This window comes from Streptococcus sp. HSISS2 (genome assembly GCF_000448665.1).
Taxonomy (GTDB): Bacteria; Bacillota; Bacilli; order Lactobacillales; family Streptococcaceae; genus Streptococcus; species Streptococcus raffinosi.
Genome location: NZ_CM002133.1, coordinates 689386 through 706927 on the forward strand (window position 1 = coordinate 689386; position 17542 = coordinate 706927).

General features: G+C 40.3%; 12 protein-coding genes, 4 pseudogenes and 1 riboswitch. Of the genes and pseudogenes, 14 read left to right on the forward strand and 2 right to left on the reverse strand.

The features are described 5' to 3' along the window. Positions 1–1843, forward strand: a 1843-nt coding sequence (locus HSISS2_RS03175) for a 5'-nucleotidase C-terminal domain-containing protein (protein WP_042766955.1), incomplete at its 5' end; no start/stop codon positions are given. A 248-nt stretch (positions 1844–2091) separates the two neighbouring features. Here the strand turns inward: HSISS2_RS03175 and mnmE are convergent. Further along, entirely contained in the window at positions 2092–3462 is a 1371-nt protein-coding gene (gene mnmE, locus HSISS2_RS03180) for a tRNA uridine-5-carboxymethylaminomethyl(34) synthesis GTPase MnmE (RefSeq protein ID WP_021145355.1), read from the reverse strand. Between the two features lie 125 nt (positions 3463–3587). Beyond that, positions 3588–4931 carry a sodium:alanine symporter family protein gene (locus tag HSISS2_RS03185; protein WP_002888394.1) on the reverse strand — a complete coding sequence of 448 codons (1344 nt, stop codon included), beginning with the start codon at positions 4929–4931 and terminating at the stop codon, positions 3588–3590. 95 nt (positions 4932–5026) lie between these two features. Then, positions 5027–5133: riboswitch (glycine riboswitch) on the reverse strand. Positions 5134–5444: 311 nt separating this feature from the next. On the opposite strand from HSISS2_RS03185, the pseudogene pcrA reads away from it, so the two are divergent. The 13 genes and pseudogenes from pcrA to HSISS2_RS03260 form a co-directional block, all read left to right on the forward strand. After that, positions 5445–7753: pseudogene (pcrA, locus tag HSISS2_RS03195) on the forward strand (DNA helicase PcrA). A 118-nt stretch (positions 7754–7871) separates the two neighbouring features. Beyond that, positions 7872–9150 (forward strand): annotated as a pseudogene (locus HSISS2_RS03200) (O-acetylhomoserine aminocarboxypropyltransferase/cysteine synthase family protein). A 358-nt stretch (positions 9151–9508) separates the two neighbouring features. Beyond that, positions 9509–10003 (forward strand): thiol peroxidase, encoded by a 495-nt coding sequence (gene tpx / locus HSISS2_RS03210; protein ID WP_021145362.1) that lies wholly within the window; start codon positions 9509–9511, stop codon positions 10001–10003. Between the two features lie 127 nt (positions 10004–10130). Continuing rightward, positions 10131–10751: a restriction endonuclease subunit S gene (locus HSISS2_RS03215; protein WP_021145363.1), complete on the forward strand. Its 621-nt coding sequence runs from the start codon at positions 10131–10133 to the stop codon at positions 10749–10751. Positions 10752–10837: 86 nt separating this feature from the next. After that, positions 10838–11071, forward strand: a complete 234-nt coding sequence (locus HSISS2_RS03220; protein ID WP_004182516.1) for a DUF1858 domain-containing protein — start codon at positions 10838–10840, stop codon at positions 11069–11071. 1 nt (position 11072) lies between these two features. After that, positions 11073–12410 carry a DUF438 domain-containing protein gene (locus HSISS2_RS03225; protein WP_021145364.1) on the forward strand — a complete coding sequence of 446 codons (1338 nt, stop codon included), beginning with the start codon at positions 11073–11075 and terminating at the stop codon, positions 12408–12410. A gap of 113 nt (positions 12411–12523) precedes the next feature. Further along, positions 12524–13404: pseudogene (truB, locus tag HSISS2_RS03230) on the forward strand (tRNA pseudouridine(55) synthase TruB). Next, complete coding sequence (locus tag HSISS2_RS03235) at positions 13401–14321, forward strand: bifunctional riboflavin kinase/FAD synthetase (protein WP_021145366.1); 921 nt, start codon at positions 13401–13403, stop codon at positions 14319–14321. Before truB ends, HSISS2_RS03235 begins: the two are co-directional and overlap by 4 nt. Positions 14322–14380: 59 nt before the next feature. Further along, a complete protein-coding gene (locus HSISS2_RS03240) occupies positions 14381–14794 on the forward strand; it encodes a Spx/MgsR family RNA polymerase-binding regulatory protein (protein WP_002888379.1) in 414 nt (137 codons plus the stop codon). Continuing rightward, positions 14787–15068, forward strand: a complete 282-nt coding sequence (locus HSISS2_RS03245) for a UPF0223 family protein (RefSeq protein WP_002888377.1) — start codon at positions 14787–14789, stop codon at positions 15066–15068. Before HSISS2_RS03240 ends, HSISS2_RS03245 begins: the two co-directional genes overlap by 8 nt. Further along, positions 15058–15825, forward strand: a complete 768-nt coding sequence (locus HSISS2_RS03250; RefSeq protein WP_002888374.1) for an inositol monophosphatase family protein — start codon at positions 15058–15060, stop codon at positions 15823–15825. The genes HSISS2_RS03245 and HSISS2_RS03250 overlap by 11 nt, the downstream gene beginning before the upstream one ends. 74 nt (positions 15826–15899) lie before the next feature. Continuing rightward, positions 15900–17210 (forward strand): RsmF rRNA methyltransferase first C-terminal domain-containing protein, encoded by a 1311-nt coding sequence (locus HSISS2_RS03255; protein WP_021145370.1) that lies wholly within the window; start codon positions 15900–15902, stop codon positions 17208–17210. A gap of 118 nt (positions 17211–17328) precedes the next feature. Continuing rightward, positions 17329–17542, forward strand: a pseudogene (locus HSISS2_RS03260) (phosphate-binding protein); the annotation flags it as partial.

Below are 17542 nucleotides of genomic sequence, written 5' to 3' on the forward strand. Positions count from 1 at the left end.
TGGTGTTATTGGTGATGCGCTCTTGTCTGGCATCGTCAATGATTATCGCTCAAAAGGAACAACCCTTGTCTTTGATTCTGGAGACTCTTTCCAAGGTCTTCCTATTTCAAATAGTTCTAAGGGTGAGGATATGGCTACAGTCATGAATGCGGTCGGCTATGACGCTATGACCGTTGGTAACCATGAATTTGACTTTGGACTTGACCAATTGCGCCGTTTGAGCAAACAGATTAATTTCCCAATCATCACATCTAACGTCTATGTCAATGGTGTTCGTCTTTTCCAACCATCTACAATCGTTGATAAAACACCTGGTGTTGATGGTGATGAAGTCGTTGTTATTGGTGTCACTACCCCTGAAACAGCCACTAAAACACACCCTCGAAACATTGTTGGTGTGACTTTTAAAGATCCTATTTCAGAAGTCGAAGCTGTTATTGATCAAGTCGAATCAAATGCTCGTGCCGAAGGTAAGGATTACAAAACTTACATTGTTCTTGCTCACTTAGGTATTGATACAACAACTCCTGTTGAGTGGCGTGGTTCAACTTTGGCGGAAGCTCTTTCAAATTATGCACCACTTAAGGGTAAACGTGTACTTGTTCTTGATGGGCACTCACACACCCTTCATACAGCAACTTACGGCGATAACGTCACTTACAATCAAACAGGTAGCTACCTTAATAATGTCGGCCGTGTTGTCTATAATTCTGACCGTATTTTGTCACATGGAGTGATTACACATGACGAAGCCAAGAAGAATTACCAAGTTAACCCTAAGATTAAAGCAATGCTTGATGATATCCAAGCTAAATACAAAGCTGATTCGTCAAAAGTTGTTATTGAAAACAGTCCTGTCAAACTGAGTGGTGACCGAATGGATGTCCGTGTTCGTGAAACCAATCTTGGTAATGTTGTCGCAGATGCTCTCTTGGATTACGGTCAATCTGGTTTTAGCCACAAATCTAATCTTGCAGTGACTAACGGCGGTGGTCTTCGTGAAACGATTGCCAAAGATAAACCTGTGACAAAGGGAGATATTATTGCTGTTCTGCCATTTGGTAACTCTGTTGCTCAAATTCAGGTTACTGGTCAAAACATCTATGATATGTTCGTCAAGTCTCTTGGTTCTATTCTTCAAGTTGATGAAAGTGGTAAAAATGTTCTTGATGAAAATGGTCAACCTTTACTTGAACCTTCAGGTGGTTTCCTTCAAGAAGCAGGAGCTCGTGTCTATTATGACACCACCCTTCCTACAGAAAAACGTATCCTTTCTATTGACATTTTAGATCCAGAAACTAAAGCCTACAAGCCTCTCGACAAAACTGAAACCTACTATCTTGTAACCAATGATTTCTTGGCTGCTGGTGGTGATGGCTACACAATGCTGGGTGGACCACGTGAAGAAGGGCCTTCAATGGATTCTATCTTTGCTGATTATTTGGCAACAGCAGACCTTTCTAAATATGCTGTCATTAATCCAAATTCACGTACCATTTCAATTTCAAGCGCTAATTATGCCGCATTGACTAAGAAAGATGAAGCAGAGCAACCTACGCTTAATCCATTAAGTCCAGTTACTCCATTGGATGTTGCTAAAGAACTAACATCAACTAAACCTGTGGTTTCTAAAGTAGTAACGACACCAAACGGTAAAGTCTTCTTTGTGTCAACAACAAATGATGCTCTTAAAGAAACAGAAAAAGTAACAGAAGCTTCAGCTCAAGGCGAAGTCCTTCCTACAACAGGTGACAAGAGCTCACATGCTGGTCTCCTTGGCCTTGGTATGTTGCTTACTATCTTTGGACTAAGTGGTAAACACAGAGGTAAAGCGAAAAACTAAGCCAGTATACATGACAAGAAAAGTAATGGGCTAATTACAGTTGTAAATTTGTCTTTCTTAACACTGTCAAACACCTGAAACACTTGGTTTCAGGTGTTTTTATATGGTCGAAAACTATTCCAACAATCATAACATACTATTATAAATGGAATAGTTTGGTTTTATATTTACGTAACTAAAATTATGTAAAACTTCACCATAAAAAGAAAAAGATAACGGAGTATCTTTTTACATAAATTTAGTTATGTCTATTTTCCTAAACAGAATTGACTAAAGAGTTGCGTAATGAGTTCATCTGGAGCAGCATCACCAGTAATTTCACCAAGAATTTCCCAAGTACGTGTCATATCAACCTGTAGTAGGTCAACAGGCATGCCCAATTCAAGACCTTGATTAACGGCTTCAAGACTCTCAAGAGCTTTTTCAATGAGTGAAATGTGACGGGCATTTGAAAGATAGGTGGCATCTTTCTCAACCAAACCAGCATTATCAAAGAAGAGTTGATTGATGCGCTCTTCAATCTTATCAATGTTTTCATTTTTCAAGACTGAAATTGGGATGACATCTTCGGGAAGTTCTTCAAGTTGGATAGCTTGAGGAAGGTCAGTCTTATTTAGGAGAATAATGCGATTGCTATTTTGGCTGATGTCAATGAGGGTACGGTCTTGCTCAGTTAATGGCTCGGAGCTATTAAGGACAAGAAGAACCAAATCAGCTTCTTCTAGGGCCTTTTTAGAACGCTCTACACCGATTTTTTCGACAACATCGTCAGTATCTCGAATACCAGCCGTATCGATTAACTTAAGTGGAACACCCTTGATATTAACGTATTCTTCAATAACATCACGAGTGGTCCCTTCAATGTCTGTCACGATAGCTTTTTCCTCACGTAGGAGGTTGTTAAGAAGACTTGATTTTCCGACATTTGGACGACCAATAATTGCCGTCGAAAGACCTTCTCGTAGGATTTTTCCTCGTTTGGCAGTGGCAAGAAGATTTTCTAAAAGTGCTTGGAACTCTTGCGTTTTTTCACGGACAAGATTTGTGGTAACCTCTTCAACATCATCATACTCAGGATAATCAATATTAACTTCCACCTGAGCTAAAGTATTAAGGATTTCTTGGCGGGTATTGTTAATGAGATTCTTGAGTGAGCCATCAAGTTGCGAGACGGCAACGCCCATAGCCTTATCAGTCTTGGCGCGAATCAAATCCATTACAGCTTCAGCCTGAGTTAAGTCCACACGGCCATTTAGGAAGGCACGCTTGGTAAATTCACCAGGTTCAGCCATACGAGCTCCAGAACGGATAAGGAGTTGCAGAATTTCATTAGTTACCGCAACTCCGCCGTGTGTGTTGATTTCTACCACATCCTCACGGGTAAAGGTTTTGGGAGCACGCATGACACTGACCATGACTTCATCAATGATGTCATCATTTTCCACGATATGACCATAATTGATGGTATGAGAATCAACGGTTTCAAGATTTTTCCCTTTGAAAACCTTATTAGCAATGGCAATAGCATCTGTTCCTGATAAGCGAACAATACCGATGGCCCCCTCGCCTAAAGGGGTTGAAATAGCTGTAATAGTATCAAATTCTTTGGTAATTGACATGTTTTATCCTTTGAATATTTCTTTATTTGTATTAAAACGAATTTATTTCATTGTAACGCAAATAAGCAGTAGTCGCAAGAATTGGCGCTGATAACGACAAGAAAAAAGAGCCTGAGCTCTTTTCGTTATTTATGACGTTCAAAATATGATTTGGTCTCTTTGATAATGATTGGTGAGAGGACCAGAAGAGCAATCAAGTTAGGTAATGCCATCAAGCCGTTTACGATATCCGCAATTTTCCAAACAACATCGAGTGTTAGGTAGCCACCAAGAGCAACCATGATTACAAAGACAAGACGATAGAATGAGAGGAATTTGGTAGATTTGAAAATAAATTCGAAACAACGTTCCCCATAGTATGACCAACCTAAAACTGTCGTAAAGGCAAACAAGACTAAAGAAAGTGTTAGGGCAATTTCTCCAAAAGTTCCGAAAACAGAAGAGAAGGCCGCTTGTGTCATTGGTGCACCTTCTAAGCTACCAGACCATTGTCCAGTTACGAGAATAGCAAGTCCAGTAAGGGTACAAATGATGATAGTATCGATGAAGGTACCTGTCATAGAAATCAAACCTTGTTCAACAGGTTCTTCAGTCTTGGCAGCAGCAGCGGCGATAGGGGCAGAACCAAGACCTGATTCATTAGAAAATACCCCACGCGCAATACCAAGTCGCATTGCGACCATAACAGTTGCGCCAGCAAAACCTCCGACAGCAGCTTTACCAGTAAAGGCTGATTGGAAAACCATTTCAAGCACAGGGAACAGCTGATTGAAGTTAGCAAAGATGACAATAAGTGCAGCAATGATGTAAAGACCAGCCATAAATGGCACAACTTTTTCAGATACTTTTGAAATAGATTGAATACCACCGAAAATGATAGCAGCAGTGATAAGGGCTAAGATCACACTGACAATTTTTGGTGACCAATCAAAGCTGTTTTGAAGAGATGCTGTGATTGAGTTAACCTGTGAGAAGGTACCAATACCCAACCATGCGACAAGCACACCGGCAAAGGCAAAGAAGTAGGCCAAAGGCTTAGCGATTGTTTGCCATTTCCCTTTAAAGCCATTGGTAATATAGTACATTGGACCTCCAGATACATTCCCCTGATCGTCAAGTGTACGGAATTTGATAGCTAAAAGTCCTTCGGCATATTTAGTTGCCATACCGAAGAAGGCAGCAATCCACATCCAGAAAAGGGCACCAGGTCCACCAGTCTTAATGGCTGTTGCAACCCCGACAATATTACCGGTACCGACAGTTGCGGCAAGAGCTGTCGCAAGGGCTGCAAAACTAGAAATATCACCTTCCCCTTTATCTTCAGCAAAGATAAGTTTAAAGGCTTTAGGCAGACGAATGATTTGCAAAAGTCCTAGACGGATTGTAAGGTAGATACCAGTTCCTACAAGAAGGACAAGAAGGGGAGGTCCCCATACAAAGTCATCAATGGAAGTGAAAAAATCTAACATAAGTTTAGAATCTCCTTAAACCGAGACGCCAAAAAAGAGGTTTGGCTTAACCAGACCTCTGAAAATACAAAGCTATTCATACAAGTTAAAAACTTGCAATGCTTTCTGTCCTTTTACCTGAGAGTTTCGGGTGTTATCCCTTGCCCCTTCGGTGTCTTGTAAACAGCAGTAGCTGTTTCAAGCTCTCTCCAGAAGTCCGTCAATCACCAGTCATCCTGATGATGTCATTCGGTTAATATTTTATTGTGACTATATCTTACCGAAAAACCGAACACTGTCAATACCTATTTTCTTAATTAGCCTAAAAAATCCGAATATTACGCTTTCATTATTGCACAAGAACAAGTAAATCTCACATAGCTTAGCTATCATATCAAGAATGTCTAGCAAATATCCAAGTTTGAAACAAGTATCTCAAGTTTAGAGAATTTGATGACAATCATGACTACAGTCTGCATTTTCATCGGAAAAATGATAAAATAGTAGAGCTTATTTTTGAGAATGGAGAACATGATGAACCCATTATTAAACGGTATGAATGATAAACAATCAGAAGCAGTTCAAACGACTGAAGGACCTCTTTTGATTATGGCTGGTGCAGGTTCCGGTAAGACACGAGTGCTTACCCACCGCATTGCTTACCTAATTGACGAAAAAATGGTCAATCCTTGGAATATTTTGGCCATCACCTTTACCAATAAGGCAGCTCGTGAGATGCGTGAACGTGCTATGGCTTTAAATCCAGCAACTTCAGAAACTTTGATTGCGACCTTCCATAGTATGTGCGTGCGAATTCTTCGCCGTGAAGCGGACCATATTGGCTATAACCGAAACTTCACTATCGTGGATCCTGGAGAACAACGCACTCTGATGAAGCGTATTCTCAAGAATCTTAATCTTGATCCTAAAAATGGAATGAGCGTGCTATTTTAGGGACGATTTCCAATGCTAAAAACGACCTTTTAGATGAAGTGGCATATGAACATCAGGCTGGCGACATGTACACGCAAATCGTTGCTAAATGTTACAAAGCCTATCAAGAAGAGCTTCGTCGTAGTGAGGCCATGGATTTCGACGATTTGATTATGATGACTTTGCGTCTCTTTGATAAAAATCCAGATGTTCTCGCTTATTATCAGCAACGTTATCAGTACATTCATGTGGATGAGTACCAAGATACTAACCATGCTCAATATCAGTTAGTGAAACTCTTGGCTTCTCGCTTCAAGAATATCTGTGTCGTGGGTGATGCAGACCAATCAATCTACGGTTGGCGTGGGGCTGATATGCAAAATATTCTTGATTTTGAGAAAGACTATCCCGAAGCCAAGGTAGTTCTCCTGGAAGAAAACTACCGTTCGACTAAGAAAATTCTCCAAGCGGCCAACGAGGTGATTAAGAACAACCGCAACCGCCGTCCTAAAAAACTTTGGACTCAAAATGATGACGGAGAACAAATCGTTTATTACCGTGCTAATGACGAGCGAGATGAAGCTGTTTTCGTAGCTTCAACGATTAATAACGTCGTTCGTGAAGAAGGTAAGAACTTTAAAGACTTTGCAGTCCTCTACCGTACCAACGCCCAATCTCGTACCATTGAAGAAGCCTTGCTCAAGTCTAATATTCCTTATACCATGGTTGGAGGTACCAAGTTCTACAGCCGTAAAGAAATTCGTGACGTCATTTCTTATCTGAATTTGATTGCCAACCCTGCGGATAATATTAGCTTTGAACGTGTCGTGAATGAACCGAAACGCGGGGTCGGTCCTGGTACTCTTGAAAAGATTCGTACCTTTGCCTACGAGCAAGATATGAGTCTTCTAGATGCTTCCGCTAATATTATGTTGTCACCGATTAAAGGGAAAGCAGCTCAAGGCGTTTATGACTTTGCTAATGTTATTCTGAATCTACGTGACCAGCTAGATGACTTAAGTATTACCGAAGTTGTTGAAGCTGTCTTGGACCAATCTGGTTATCTGGACGCTCTGTCTATGCAACAAACGCTTGAAAGTCAGGCACGTATTGAAAATATCGAGGAGTTCATGTCTGTAACCAAGAATTTCGACGAAACCAATACAGATGGGACAGAAGACGAGACGGGTATTGACCGTTTAGGACGTTTCTTGAACGATCTGGCTTTGATTGCTGACACGGACGATGGTGATGTCGAAGCAGCAGAAGTGACCTTAATGACCCTCCACGCTGCTAAAGGGCTTGAATTTCCAGTTGTCTTTCTGATTGGTATGGAAGAAGGCGTCTTTCCCTTGTCACGTGCTTCAGAAGAGCCAGATGAGCTTGAAGAAGAGCGTCGCTTGGCTTACGTAGGAATTACTCGTGCTGAAGAAATTCTTTTCCTAACCAATGCCAATACTCGTACGCTTTTTGGTAAGACTAATTACAACCGTCCAAGTCGTTTCTTGCGAGAAATCTCAGATGATTTATTGCAATATCAAGGACTTGCACGTCCTGCTAATTCATCTTTTGGTGTTCGTTTTACAAAGGATGAACCAACACAATTTGGTCAGGGGATGAGTTTACAACAAGCGCTTCAGATCAGAAAAGCCAATGCACAACCGCAAAGACATACTGGCGCTCAGCCATTTTCAAAAGCTACCGGAGGGCTACCATTCGGAAAAACGTCTGACTCAAGCAAGACAGCAACAGACTGGGAAATTGGCGACATCGCCCATCACAAGAAGTGGGGAGACGGAACTGTCCTAGAAGTGACTGGTAGTGGTAAAACCCAAGAACTTAAAATTAAATTTCCAGAGGTGGGACTTAAAAAAGTTCTAGCAAGTGTTGCACCCATTGAAAAGAAATAAAAGGACCGAAAGGTTCTTTTTATAAATCCTATCTATCACTCTGATAAGAAATTTCTATTAGACAGCTTGACTTGCTAGGTGTAGAATGAAGGCAACTTTTGTTTTGGAGGAAACACATATGACACGAGAATTTTCATTTGAAACCCTACAATTGCATGCTGGACAAGCCCCTGATAAGGAAGCTAAATCACGTGCGGTTCCTATTTACCAAACAACTTCATACGTTTTTGATAATGCTCAAGAAGGTGAAGACCTCTTTGCCCTTAGAAAACCTGGTAATATTTACACTCGTATTACCAACCCTACTGTAGCAGTCCTTGAAGACCGTATTGCTGCACTAGAAGGTGGTGTGGTGCCTTGGCAACTGCTTCAGGTATGGCTGCTATCACTTATGTAGTACTTGGTTTGGCACACGCTGGTGATCATGTTGTTGCTGCAACAACGCTTTATGGTGGAACTTTTAACCTCTTGAAAGAAACACTCCCACGTTATGGTGTCACAACAACTTTTGTTGACGTCAACAATCCTGAAGAAGTAGAAGCTGCAATCAAAGATAATACAAAACTTGTCTTGATTGAGTCTTTGGGTAACCCACTTATCAACATTCCAGATTTTGAAAAGATTGCTGACATCGCTCACAGTCATAAGATTCCATTGGTGGCTGACAATACATTCGGTACACCTTATCTTATTAACGTTATTTCTCATGGTGTAGATATCGTGGTTCACTCTGCGACTAAATTTATCGGTGGACATGGGACAACTATCGGAGGCCTTATCGTCGATTCTGGTAAATTCGATTGGGAAGCTTCAGGTAAATTCCCACAATTGGTGGATGAAGATCCTTCTTACCACAATATCAGTTATACACGTGATGTCGGTGCAGCAGCATTTATTACTGCCCTCCGTACACAACTTTTGCGTGATACAGGTGCAGCCTTGGCACCTTTCAATGCCTTCTTGCTCTTGCAGGGCCTTGAAACCCTCTCACTTCGTGTAGAACGCCACGTCGAAAATACGAAAAAATCGTAGATTTCTTGGAAAACCATCCAAAAGTTGAGAAAGTAAACTATCCTGGATTGCCATCAAGTCCTTACTATGACTTGGCACAAAAATACTTCCCTAAAGGACCAGGTTCTATTTTCACTTTCCATGTTAAGGGCGGACAAGATGAAGCTCGTACAGTCATTGATAACCTTGAAATCTTCTCAGACCTTGCCAACGTTGCCGATGCAAAATCATTGGTTGTTCACCCTGCAACAACAACCCATCAACAATTGGCAGAAGAAGATTTGCTTGCCTGCGGTGTCACTCCAAATCAAATTCGAATCTCTGTCGGTTTGGAAAATGCAGATGATTTGATTGAAGATTTGAAACTTGCCTTGGAAAAAATCTAAAAGTATTATAATACGAATTGACTCAGCATCTAGCTGGGTCTTTTTCAGATATCTTGAATCACATATTAAATTAGGCTATAACATCGTATTCTTAAAGGATTTAAGCAGGAGACATCTCAACATTTTTAAAATCAAACTATCGATAAATGGTGGTATTATAGTACAACACTTCTATGATAAAGCTGGACCTATGAAGCTTCTAAAAAGTAATTAAATACATGCTTATTATGAAAGGAAGTTAGCAGATAGATATATCTTCTGTGATTATGAAATGCTCTTTGTTAAAAATTTATAAGCAAATGGCTAGTCATGTTCTAGCATTTAAAGTACAATAAAGAAAAACTATTGGAGGAATATTATGCCAACATTTATCGGAAAACCAGTTACAGTAGCTGAAGACAAACAACTTCAAGTAGGAGATACTTTGCGTGATTTTACATTGACTACAACAGATTTAAGTCAAAAATCACTATCAGATTTCGATGGAAAGAAAAAAGTTATCTCTATTGTTCCATCTATTGATACAGGTATCTGCTCAACGCAAACACGTACTTTTAACAAAGAGTTATCAGAACTAGATGATACTGTGGTAATTACTATCTCTGTAGACCTACCATTTGCACAAGCTCGTTGGTGCGGTGCTGAGGGACTTGAAAATGCTATTATGCTTTCTGACTACTACGATAATCGCTTCGGAAGAGAGTATGGTGTTCTTATTGAAGAATGGCACCTATTAGCGCGTGCTGTTTTAGTAGCTGATGCTGATAACAAGATTACTTACGTGGAATATCTGGAAAATATTAATACAGATCCAAACTATGAAGCAGCAGTAGCAGCTGTTAAAAGCTTGTAATTAAGAGACCTAGTCTCTTTTTTTATTTTACATTTATTGCAGTTTTTACTTGCAAAAGTATTAGCTTCTTGCTATTATTGTATAGCAATACTCATCAAGGATACTCGAATATAAGAAAGGAGATTCAATGACTGAAAAAGAAAGACCTCAATTGATTGTCAATTATGAAGCTAATACTGATAAGCTTATTCGTTTAGGTGATGTTGTTGACCAGTTCAAAGGCAAAGCTGTCCCTGCTAAAGCTGAACCAGGCGAATTTGCTGTTATTAATTTATCCGATATGACACCAAGCGGTATTTCATATAAAGACCTTAAAACTTTTTCTGAAGAACGTCGTAAGCTCTTACGGTTTTTGCTAGAGGATGGTGATGTCCTCATCGCTTCAAAAGGGACAGTGCAAAAAGTAGCTGTTTTTGAGGATCAAGGTAAACGTGAAGTGGTTGCCTCGTCAAATATTACAGTTCTTCGTCCTAAAGAAAAACTTCGTGGGTTCTACATCAAATTTTTCCTTGAGACTGAGATCGGACGTACTTATTTAGATTATGCTGATAAGGGTAAGGCCGTCCTCAACTTATCGACTGCTGACCTCTTGGATATTAAAATCCCTGAGATACCAATTGTTAAGCAAGATTATCAGATTGCCGCTTATTTACGTGGCCGCGCTGATTTCCATCGTAAGATGGTTCGTGCAGAGCAAGAGTGGGAGAATATCCAACATAATGTCACGGAAGCTCTATTTGGAAACTAATTAAAGGCACAGACTCAGGTTTGTTGGCCTTTTTTCATTATTCTCGTGTATAATGGTAGTAGTAAATATGTTAATAGGAGGTCACTATGACAACCAACACTATAGATTTATCACAACCAGTCGCAACCATCATTAAAGAGCATCCAGAGGTTAAGGATTTACTGATTGATCTCGGTTTCAAGCCCTTGTCCAACCCTGCTATGCTAAATACTGTCGGTAAGGTAACTAGTCTAAAAGCTGGCTCTAAGTTAGCTAATATTCCCCTAGATAAAATTAAGCAAACCTTACTATTCAATGGATATGATGTCATCGGAGACTGATATGGAAAACAATCGTATTCAAATACTCAAAGAAATTCTACTAGATTTGCACCATGGAGCCAGTCCTGAGAGTGTTCAAGAGCGCTTCAATCAACATTTCAAGGGCGTTTCTGCCCTTGAAATCTCTATGATGGAACATGAACTGATGGCATCTGAAGAAGGAGTTACTTTTGAAGATGTCATGAGCCTCTGTAATGTACATGCTAACCTCTTTAAAGGAGCCATTGCAGATGTGGAGGTAGCAGACGCTGATCAAGAAGGCCACCCTGTTTATGTGTTTAAACAAGAGAATTTAGCCCTACGTTCAGCTATTCTCCGTATTCGACGTATCGTAGAAAATATCAGTAAGCCTGAAAATGAAGAGTTTAAATCTGACCTAGTAAATGGGCTTAAGCATCAGATGTCATTACTTGGTCAATTCCATAATCATTACACACGTAAAGAAAAGCTCTTCTTTCCAATTATGGAGCGTTACGGTCATGACTCCCCGCCAAAAGTGATGTGGGGTGTAGACGATGACATCCGAAAACTTTTTAGAGTAGCAGAAGCTAAACTCAAAGCACTTCCAGAAAGTACTTTAGAAGAGTTTTCAAAAGCATTTGAAGCCTTTTCGGAAGAGTTTGAAGCTATGATTTTCAAGGAAGAAGCCATCCTACTTATGATTCTGCTAGAAACCTTCACGCAGGATGATTGGCTTTCCATTGCTGAGGAGAGCGACGCCTATGGCTATGCTATTATAAAGCCTACAGCTATCTGGAAGCCTAAGCGAGAGCGTTTTGATGATACTGTACTAGAAGAAAAGTCTAGTCCAAAAGCTGAGGAGAATATCGGCAATACACGTGTCATAGATACCCCTGAAGGGCAATTCACCATCAGCTTCACACCGAAACCAAAGGCTGAAACTGTCGTAGATAGAGAAACCACACAGCCTTTTGGCAATGGTTATCTATCTGTTGAACAGGCCAATCTCATCCTCAATCATCTCCCTTTGGAAATCACTTTCGTTAATAAAGATGATATTTTCCAATACTATAACGACAATGTTCCAGCCAATGAAATGGTCTTTAAACGAACACCTAGTCAAATTGGACGGAATGTTGAACTTTGTCATCCGCCAAAAGTCCTTGACAAGGTCAAGAAAATCTTTGACTTACTCAGAAGTGGTGAGCGTGACCAAGTACCAATGTGGTTCAAATCTGAACGTCTAGGAAAATTCGTCTACGTCACCTATGCTGCTGTACGAGACGATAAAGGAGACTTTCAGGGCGTCCTAGAGTATGTCCAAGATATCCAGCCTTTCTTTGAGCTAGATAGCGACCTCAAAAGGGATATTGATTAAAAAGAAGAAGTAAATGTGACGTTATAAACATCTGAAGAGGCTAGAGAATTTACTCTTGGCCTCTTTATGTTTCTACCTAGCTCTTTATGCTTGCTTTTGATATAATTAAAAGTATGATTTCAGGAATTATTAATCTAAAAAAGAAGCTGGAATGACCAGTCACGATGCAGTATTTAAACTGCGCAAAATTTTACATGAAAAGAAAATCGGACACGGTGGAACCCTAGATCCTGATGTTACTGGTGTTTTACCCATAGCAGTTGGAAAGGCTACTCGTGTCATTGAATACATGACTGAAGCTGGCAAGGTATATGAGGGTGAAATTACCATTGGCTTTTCGACAACGACCGAAGATGCTAGCGGTGACGTCGTCCAAACAACACCTTTAACAGAGCTAGATGAAGAATCTGTTGATAAAGCCATGTCTAGTTTTGAGGGCCAAATCACACAAACCCCACCGATGTACTCAGCAGTTAAAGTCAATGGGAAAAAACTTTATGAATATGCACGCGCCGGCCAAGAAGTCGAACGTCCACAACGCCAAGTGACAATTACCGAGTTTGTTCGTACCTCACCTATTAAGCTTGAAAACGGCACTGCAAGATTTACCTTCCGTGTTGCTTGTAGCAAAGGAACTTATGTCCGTACCTTATCTGTCGACTTAGGTGCTAAACTTGGTTATGCTAGCCACATGTCTGCTCTGCGTCGAACAGCTTCAGCAGGGTTAACGTTAGATTTAGCCCTAACCCTCTCACAAATTTCAGAAATGGTAGAAGCAGGGGATGAGTCTTTCTTACTCCCTATCGAATTTGGTGTTCAGGACCTACCGGCTGTGCAAGTCACTGAAGAAGATGCCAAAGAAATCTCATTTGGTCGCTTTATTTCCTTAGAGAGCCAAGAACCTCTGGTAGCAGCCTTTTTGGGTGACAAGGTTCTAGCCATCATGGAAAAGCGACATCACGTCTATAAACCTAGAAAAGTATTAATCCAATGAAAGTAACGTCCATTAACGATTATAAAGATATCCATCAGGAGAAGGGAACAGTCCTTGTCTTAGGCTATTTCGATGCGCTTCACCGTGGTCATAAAGTCCTGTTTGATAAGGCACGTCAGATTGCTGATGAGAAACAGCTTGAAGTAGCTGTCCTTACCTTTAACGAGAGTCCGCAACTGACGTTCCAACGCTATACAGATGACCTCCTTCTTCATATCACTGCACCTCAAAGACGTTGTGATCTTTTTGAAGCTTACGGAACAGATCAACTTTATTTAACGGATTTCAATAGTGATTTTGCCCGAACCAGTTCTGATGACTTCATTGCTCGTTATATTAAGCGTTTGAAGGCTCAAGAGGTTGTTGTGGGATTTGATTACAAGTTTGGACACCATCGAACGGATGCAGACTATTTAGCTCGAAATTTTTCCGGAAGGGTACATGTCATTGAAGAGCAACAAAGTGATGGTGAAAAAATTTCATCAACTCGTATTCGCCAGTTGATTAGAGAAGGTAAGGTTAAAGAGGCTAATAACCTCTTGGGACATGAATTCTCTACACGAGGTATTGTGGTCCACGGAGATGCGCGTGGACGCACTATTGGTTTTCCAACGGCCAATCTAGCACCAATTGATAGAACCTTTCTACCAGCTGATGGGGTTTACGTTGCTGACGTCGTCATTGATGGAAAACGCTATCGTTCTATGACCAGCTTGGGTAAAAATGTCACCTTTGGAGGGACAGAACTGCGTCTTGAAGCCAACATCTTTGATTTTGAAGGCGACATCTATGGGAAAACGATTGAAGTCTTCTGGCTAGAATATATCCGTGATATGGTTAAGTTTAATAGCATAGATGAACTTTGTGAACAATTGAATACAGACAAAAATATCGCAGAAAATTTTAAGAAAGCGTAGCCAAAACTATACAAATATTGTATAATAATTAGGAATGTTAAAGTGAAAGGGGCGTTTGCATGGTAACTTTATTTTTATCACCTAGCTGCACCAGCTGTAGGAAAGCAAGAGCCTGGTTGACCAATCATGAAGTTGCTTTTAACGAACACAATATTATCACAAGCCCATTAACCCACGATGAGTTGATGAGGATTTTGTCTTATACAGAAAATGGTACAGAGGATATCATTTCAACCCGTTCAAAAGTCTTTCAAAAATTAAACATCGATGTAGATGATTTAACCATCAAGGAACTTATTCAATTGATTTCTGAATATCCAAATCTTCTTCGTCGACCTATCATTATGGATAACAAACGCATGCAAATTGGGTTTAATGAAGATGAAATTCGTGCTTTTTTGCCTCGTGACTATAGAAAGCAAGAGCTACGTCAAGCGACCATTCGTGCTGAAATTGAGGGGAACAATGACTAAAGGAAATTATTCCTACCCACTCGATCCATCGTGGAGCACTGAGGAAATTACCACAGTGCTTCATTTTTTGAGTCAGGTAGAAAAAGCATACGAAAGCAAGGTTGATCGTGATCAACTCTTGCAAGCCTATAAAGCATTTAAGATTGTTGTCCCCGGAAAGGCACCTGAAAAGCAACTCGACAAGGCTTTTGAAGAAGCTAGCGGTTTTTCAACCTACCAAGCTATCAAAGCCGCCAAAGCACAAGATAAAGGATTAATCTCACTTGGAAAATAAATTGAGTTTCGCAAAAGAAATCATAAAAGAAGCTGGAGATTTTATTAAAGACAGTTTGTCAAAAACGATAACAGTCGAAGAAAAGACAGCTTTTGATGATTTAGTAACTAATATTGATAAGCAAACACAAGATTTACTCGTTGCTAGGATTCAATCTGCTTTCCCTACGGATCATATTTTTGCAGAAGAAAATGGCCTAGTTCATGATATAAAAGATGGCAATGTCTGGGTCTTGGATCCTATTGACGGAACAGTCAATTTTATTGTTCAACAAGAAAATTTTTGTGTCATGATTGCTTACTACGAAGAGGGCCAAGGAAAATTCGGCCTCATTTATAACGTCATGGCTGATGAACTTTTCTATGGTGGTGGCCAATTCGATGTTTATTGTAATGACAAGTTACTTCCAGTATATCAAGATCGTCCTTTAAATCGATGTCTAGTTGCTAGTAATGCAGCTATGTTTGCTAAAAATTTTCATGGCCTCCAAAGCTTTATTAATAAAACCTTGGGCGTACGTGTTTATGGTGGTGCCGGTTTAAGTATGTCAAAAGTCCTATCCGGTCAAATTTTAGCCTATTTTTCTGTCATTTACCCATGGGACTATGCTGCAGCAAGTATTATGGGCGAAAAATTAGGTTATCAGCTTGAGACCATTAACGGAGAAGCTCTTGATTACTCTAGTCGTCAAGCGGTAATGCTCGTTCCTAAAGCAAAGCTCAATGACATTAAAACCATTATGAGCTCTAAAGATTAATTGAATAAATATACTGGACAAATCAGGACCATAAGTCCTCTTGGTTGGTCCAGTTTTTTAATAGAAAGGAAACTATGGAATTTCCATTAGATTTTGTAGAAAAATACACTGGCTTATTGGGTAAAGAAGCGGATAACTTCTTCGCATCTTTTGACCAGGAAGCCGTATCTGCCTATCGCACAAATCCTCTTAAAAAGCAGCAGAAAAACTATCCTGATGCTATTCCTGAAACACCTTGGGGTCATTACGGGAAAATTTCTGGGAAATCTTCTGACCATGCGACTGGTTTGGTCTATTCTCAGGAACCTGCAGCTCAAATGGTTGCTCAAGTTGCAGCTCCAGCTAAGGGAAGTCGTGTCTTAGATTTAGCAGCTGCTCCAGGCGGAAAATCTACCCATCTTCTAAGCTATCTAGACAATACAGGACTGCTCGTTAGCAATGAAATCAATCCCAAACGTAGCAAGATTTTAGTTGAAAATATTGAACGTTTTGGTGCTAGAAATGTCGTGGTGACTAATACGTCAGCCGATAAACTAGCTAAAGTTTTCAAAAATTACTTTGATACGATTGTCTTTGATGGACCATGTTCTGGTGAAGGAATGTTCCGCAAAGACCCTGATGCAATCCAATATTGGCATAAGGACTATCCGAGTGAGCTAGCACAATTGCAGAAGGACATCTTAACAGATGGTTTGAAGATGCTTGCCCCAGGTGGCCAATTAATCTACTCAACCTGCACCTGGTCCCCTGAGGAGAATGAAGGTGTGGTCTCTTGGATTTTAGAGAATTACCCTGACCTTGAATTGGTAGACATTCCGAAACAAAATGGTATGTGTCATGGAATCAATTTTCCAGAAACAGCTCGTATGTATCCGCATCATTTTAAGGGTGAGGGGCAATTTGTGGCAAAATTTCAAGATCAGCGCCTAACCGAGCAAAAGCGTATCAAAGAAGGAAAATCTAACCTTAATAAGGAGCAGAAGCAACTTTGGGAAGCCTTCGCTAAAAAGCACCTTAAAACACATCTAGATGGTCTACTTCAGGTTTTTGGAGATAATCTTTACCTACTTCCTAATGGTCTTCCAGATCTTTCCAAAGTGAAAATCGCTCGTAACGGTTTGCATCTAGGAATCTTCAAGAAGAAACGTTTCGAACCAAGTTTTGCACTCGGAATGGCACTAACCTCTGATGAAGTTGTTTCAAGTCTATCCCTCAATCAAGAGCAGTTTGCCCAGTATGTTTCAGGCAATGTGGTTACTTTAGACCAAGCCCTTCCTAACGGTTGGTATCATTTATTGGTTGACGGTAATGGGTTTGGATTTGCCAAAGTCGTTGGAAATACCGTAAAAAATTACTATCCAAAGGGTTTGAGATACCATATCTGACAGCCTGTAATCAAAGTTTAATGTGACTTAATCATCCTATCCTTGGTATAATTAAAGAGATGTCTTTTAGAAGCCTATATATTACGCTATTTTGTTACAAAAATCTCGGAGGACAAAAATGAAAAAAACAAAAGTCCTTGCAGTGATTTTATCACTAGCAATGGCCACACTAGTCTTAACTGGCTGTGCCTCTTGGATTGACCGTGGTCAGTCCATTACAGCAGTTGGGTCTACGGCTCTTCAACCTTTAGTGGAAGCAGCAGCAGATGGTTTCGCTGAAAAGAGCCCTGAAAAAATTGTTAATGTCCAAGGGGGTGGTTCTGGTACAGGGA

Bases quoted from the DNA above. Each gene is read 5' to 3' on its own strand.
- HSISS2_RS03185 (WP_002888394.1), bottom strand. From the start codon at position 4,931: ATGTTAGATTTTTTCACTTCCATTGATGACTTTGTATGGGGACCTCCC.
- HSISS2_RS03240 (WP_002888379.1), top strand. From the start codon at position 14,381: ATGGTAACTTTATTTTTATCACCTAGCTGCACCAGCTGTAGGAAAGCA.
- tpx (WP_021145362.1), top strand. From the start codon at position 9,509: ATGCCAACATTTATCGGAAAACCAGTTACAGTAGCTGAAGACAAACAA.
- HSISS2_RS03220 (WP_004182516.1), top strand. From the start codon at position 10,838: ATGACAACCAACACTATAGATTTATCACAACCAGTCGCAACCATCATT.
- HSISS2_RS03225 (WP_021145364.1), top strand. From the start codon at position 11,073: ATGGAAAACAATCGTATTCAAATACTCAAAGAAATTCTACTAGATTTG.
- HSISS2_RS03235 (WP_021145366.1), top strand. From the start codon at position 13,401: ATGAAAGTAACGTCCATTAACGATTATAAAGATATCCATCAGGAGAAG.
- HSISS2_RS03245 (WP_002888377.1), top strand. From the start codon at position 14,787: ATGACTAAAGGAAATTATTCCTACCCACTCGATCCATCGTGGAGCACT.
- mnmE (WP_021145355.1), bottom strand. From the start codon at position 3,462: ATGTCAATTACCAAAGAATTTGATACTATTACAGCTATTTCAACCCCT.
- HSISS2_RS03255 (WP_021145370.1), top strand. From the start codon at position 15,900: ATGGAATTTCCATTAGATTTTGTAGAAAAATACACTGGCTTATTGGGT.
- HSISS2_RS03215 (WP_021145363.1), top strand. From the start codon at position 10,131: ATGACTGAAAAAGAAAGACCTCAATTGATTGTCAATTATGAAGCTAAT.